This is a genomic window from Hydrocoleum sp. CS-953, assembly GCF_002260545.1.
Classification (GTDB): domain Bacteria; phylum Cyanobacteriota; class Cyanobacteriia; order Cyanobacteriales; family Microcoleaceae; genus Trichodesmium.
Window position 1 is genome coordinate 1 of record NZ_LGSU01000877.1, and the last position, 5,183, is coordinate 5,183.

Genomic DNA, 5,183 nt, shown 5'->3' on the forward strand with positions numbered 1-5,183 from the left:
CTTCATCTATTGTACAATAGTTAGGGCTGGCTGATTAAATCTAAAAATATTGACAAATAAGGCTTTGAGGCTTTTTATGCCTCGAAAAAGTACCTAGTTTTGAGCTGCTTGATCCTCAAAAAGTTAGGATTTTGGGCGCATAGTTAAGTAATATCAAATTTGTTAGTATCGGTATAAAAAAGCAGAGAAACCGGGGAAAGTCTCAAATCCCCTTGTAGGGACGTTGCATGCAACGTCCCTACCATTAACCTCCCACAAACCCGGTTTCTTATAACGCTTCCGTTGCCAAGCGGATTTGATATAATTGTGCTTGAGTCGCGATCGCGAAGTGATATGGAACACTGTGACTCCCTTTTGCAACTCTGCTCTCAACAAAAAATTATCCTACATTCCACAGGTTAACAGTGCTGTTGAGGTTTTTTTAATATAGTGCTTATTATTTCATTATATAGCGCTACTTATTAAGGCTCTTGACATTTCTAAATCCTGTTTGCGCAGCATTCCGTAGGAAAACCATTTGACAGTTTACTATTCCCTATTCCCTATTCCCTATTCCCTATTCCCTATTCCCTATTCCCTATTCCCTATTCCCTATTCCCTATTCCCTATTCCCTATTCCCTATTCCCTATTCCCTATTCCCTATTCCCTAGCGCTATAATACTATATAGCGAATCCTAGTTCGACTGTTTGTTAACTCTGTCATTGAATACTCTGAAGATATGTCAGGTGGGTCAATAATTCCATTTAATAGATCGCAGTAAATACTGCGATCGTAATTTAGCCTTGAGGAAGTTTCATCAATTTGATTAGCTGAAAGGAAGCAACAGCCTTTTTTCCCATCTTAGATATTTCCAGGTTGCTTTAATCCCTTACTGTAATTAACATGAAAAAAGCTATAATTACGGATATATTCTCATGCTTAAAGTTAAAGATATTAGCGAACAAGGACTTTTAAAAAGATTACACCGTTTTTGCCCAGGAGATATTATTGGGGATGATGCTGCAATTTTGCTGACTCAACCCAATAAATCATTAGTAGTAACAACTGATACACTCGTCGATGGAATACATTTTAGCGATCGCACAACCTCTCCCGAAGATGTAGGTTGGCGCAGTGCTGCTGCTAACTTATCCGATCTAGCAGCAATGGGGGCATTCCCCATTGGGATTACGATCGCTCTTGGTTTAACTGGCGATACACCAGTTACTTGGGTAGAACAACTCTACAAAGGTATTTCTGAATGCTTACAGCCATACAATACCCCTATAGTTGGTGGAGACATTGTGCGATCGCCCGTCCTTACCATCTCAATTACTGCTTTCGGACAAGTTGACCCTTCATATACTATTCTTCGTTCCAATTGTCAACCCCAAAATGTGATAGTAGCTACTGGAGTCCATGGAGCATCAAGGGCTGGGTTAGAATTATTACTTCATCCAGAACTAGGTCAATCTCTCACAGAAGCAGAACGCTCTGCCCTAATTTTGGCTCACCAACGTCCCAAACCAAGGTTTGACATTTTAACAATTTTATGGGAATGCTTATCTTTAAATAGTTTTAGTGGTGCAGAGGATAGTAAAAATCCCATCTTAGTAGGAGGAATGGATAGTAGTGATGGTCTAGCAGATGCAATTATTCAAATTTGTCAAGCATCTCAGGTAGGTGCTAGAATTGAACGAAATCAAATTCCCATTCCCCCTTACTTGACGAAATTTGTCTCATCTGAAAAAGCATTAAACTGGGCACTATATGGAGGTGAAGATTTCGAGTTAGTTTTATGCCTACCATCAGTTTATGGGCAAAAATTAGTTGAAAAAATTGGAGTCGGTGCAGCCATAGTAGGTACAACCACAGACGAAACCGACATCTTATTAATAGATAGCCAAGAAATCTACCCAAACGAGGAACTTGCACTTAGCCAAGCATTTCAACATTTTTGAAAAAGTTTTTTCTTTGATTCTTAGGACTTACATACATCAAGCCATGAATATAGCATAAATCGTTGTTTCTAACAATAGACATCTACGAAAAAACTAGGTTTATAGGTTTGCCTCCTTCAGCAATTAACAATTAACAATTAACAATTAATAATTACCTCTCCCTAAACAGGGAGAGGATTGACGCTCAAGGAAAAAATTTTCTTTTCTTCCCCTTTCAAGGGGAGGCTTTTGACCTAAACCATTTAATAATTAAGCAGCCCAATTCTGTGCTACAACTTCAGCCAAGTCTACAACACGCTGACTGTAACCCCACTCATTATCATACCAAGCAATAACTTTTACCATATCGCCATCCATAACCATTGTCAGACTCGCATCAACAATGGAAGAACAGTCATGGCCACGATAGTCACTAGAAACCAAAGGTAAATCGCTGTATTCAATGATTCCTTTCATTGGCCCATTAGCAGCTGCTTCTATAACTTCATTTACCTGTTCAACAAAAGTCTTTTTCTCAACTTGAGCCACTAAGTCTACAACAGAAACGTTAGGAGTAGGAACACGCATCGCGATACCATTTAATTTACCTTTCATTTCTGGAATTACTAGAGCCACTGCTTTAGCTGCACCTGTAGAAGTTGGCACAATATTTACTGCTGCAGCTCTGGCCCGTCTTACATCTCTGTGGCTAGCATCTAAAATACGTTGGTCGCCAGTATAACTATGGGTTGTAGTCATTGTACCTTTGATAATCCCAAAGTTGTCGTTTATAACCTTGACAATAGGAGCTAGGCAGTTAGTTGTACAACTAGCATTACTGACAATATTGTAATCATCGTGCTTATAATCCTGGTGGTTAACACCTACCACAAAAGTACCAACTTGTCCACCCTTACCAGGAGCAGTAATTAAAACCTTTTTAGCTCCAGCTTGTATATGCTTGGAAGCTCCTTCCTCAGTCACAAATACACCTGTAGACTCAATAATTAAGTCAACACCCCAGTCTTTCCATGGTAAATTTAAAGGATTACGGTCAGAAACACATTTTATTGTTTTACCATTGACTGTAATGGAATTTTCATCGGAACTAATATCTACACCTTTTAAAGTACCTAACATTGAATCGTACTTTAGCAGATGAGCATTGGTTTTAGGGTCAGAAGTATCATTGATACCTACAAGATCCAGTTTGCTATCTGTACGAGTAAGTAAGCAACGTAAAAAATTCCGTCCAATCCGTCCAAAACCATTTATAGCAACTCTAACCACTTTTTACCTCCTAATAATAGCTTGTAAAATTGAAATTTTTAGACAGTTCCACACACTGATAAAAAAGTTTCAGTATCGGTTTTTCGGTAAATCTATCTATTTAAGTAGATATATTCCGACTTAATTGATTAAGTACCCATGCTGCCCCACGGGTTACTTATTGATAGTTTCAGATATTTATTTCAGATTTAAACTCTGCCATGGCTTGATTCCAAATCTCTGACTTTTAAAGAAATGATATGAATTTTAGCCTGGAGAACTTAAAAGAAAATTAACCTTGAGGATTATCATACAGCAAAATGGTAATTTGATAATTTTTTTGTAGGTTAATTATGATCCCAAGTAATTTATTAAAGCAAATATTTAGCTGACTTAATAATCAACTAAATAAAAATTATAGGCAGTGTCATAACCTAACAGTTTGAAGTTGTATCACAGTCGCCAGAGCCGTTAGGACATTCTCAAGGCTCTAAAATTTATTCAAGAATGTAGAATTTAGAATGTAGAATGCGCGAATTACCTCTCCTTGAAAANAATAAAAATTATAGGCAGTGTCATAACCTAACAGTTTGAAGTTGTATCACAGTCGCCAGAGCCGTTAGGACATTCTCAAGGCTCTAAAATTTATTCAAGAATGTAGAATTTAGAATGTAGAATGCGCGAATTACCTCTCCTTGAAAAGAAGAGGATTGACGAACAGGAAAATTTTTACTTATTATCCCCTTAAAAGGGGAGGCGCTTTAAACCACAATATTTCAGTAACGGCAATTTCACTTATCAATTAGCCTCTTGCAGAGGAACTTCGTTAACAGTACCTAAATGGAATAGGGAGCCTTGAAACACTGAATTTTCTTTTTTTTATCCCCTTTAAAGGCTATTCATTTCCCACATCTTTACTTTAAGATAAAACTTGACAAAATAGACAAAGTATGTATATGTCTTGGATAGGTTTTTTCCGAAGAAAAGTGTATTGAAAAATACATTTTTTTGAGAGCTGTAGACAAAATTCTTACTCCCTACACTCCCCACACAAGGGTTTCAAGAGTTATGGGTAAAGCATAGCTTTAAAGGGGAGACTTTAGACCTTATTTGGTAAAAATTGAACTTGATGATTTCTGACTTCAGCAATAGAAGCGTCCCATGCACTCTCCCTACAACCTCAACCGATGTCCTCAATTTTAACAAGCAGATGTTGCTCAAGTTAAATGATAAGTATGAACTTTTAATCTTACTACATCTTTCAATGGTCTGTTGTCCAAATACTAACTTTGAATGATAATTTTTTTTTCTGATTACTTACTAGAAACATTTGTTCTTTTGGGAAAAAATCCTGATGATTAATCCTCAATCTGTTTTTCAGATATGTCCGGAAAAATACTGGCCAGTGGGTAAATACTTGATATAAAACAAACTAATCACAACAGATAGAGACTATTCACGAGGCTAACCAGTGTTTTTCCTAAATTACTGCTAAACTCTATCTAAAAAAAAAAATTCCTGGTATGATGTCGCGTGTTAAGGACGCGGAGTGGTGTGTAAGGAGCAATTAATGAGTAAATATGTTGATTTAAGTGGTAAGCCATTTCATTTTATTGGTATTGGTGGCATCGGAATGTCGGCTCTTGCTTATATTTTAGCTAAACGCAAGTTGCCTACTTATGGCTCCGATCTAAAATCAAGCCATATAACAAAACGCTTAGAAGCAATAGGAGCGCACATATTTTGGCGCCAAGAAGCCAAAAATTTAGAGTTATTTCAACAAACTACTGAAGAACAAAATTTATCTCTGTCAAACAATTCTAATTCAAATTTATCCCCTACTGATCTCCGTGTAAATACAGGAGCAGTAATGACAAAAAAACACAATGTTAAAGTAGGAAATAACCAAGAAATTTATCAACTACCGCAAGTAGTTTGTTCGACAGCAATTAATACAACAAACTCCGAGTATAAAGCAGCCGTTGAACTTGGA

At 37.0% G+C, this 5,183-nt stretch carries 3 protein-coding genes; 2 read left to right on the forward strand and 1 reads right to left on the reverse strand.

Features of this window, described 5'->3' with window-relative positions:
• Positions 1–916: 916 nt before the first annotated feature.
• On the forward strand, positions 917–1,942 hold the full coding sequence (gene thiL / locus AFK68_RS11570) for a thiamine-phosphate kinase (protein WP_094672902.1): 1,026 nt from the start codon (positions 917–919) through the stop codon (positions 1,940–1,942).
• A 249-nt stretch (positions 1,943–2,191) separates the two neighbouring features.
• On the opposite strand, the gene AFK68_RS11575 is transcribed toward thiL, so the two are convergent.
• Entirely contained in the window at positions 2,192–3,211 is a 1,020-nt protein-coding gene (locus tag AFK68_RS11575) for a type I glyceraldehyde-3-phosphate dehydrogenase (RefSeq protein WP_094672904.1), read from the reverse strand.
• A 1,549-nt stretch (positions 3,212–4,760) separates the two neighbouring features.
• On the opposite strand from AFK68_RS11575, the gene AFK68_RS11580 reads away from it, so the two are divergent.
• Positions 4,761–5,183, forward strand: a 423-nt coding sequence (locus tag AFK68_RS11580) for a Mur ligase domain-containing protein (RefSeq protein ID WP_246844131.1), incomplete at its 3' end; no start/stop codon positions are given.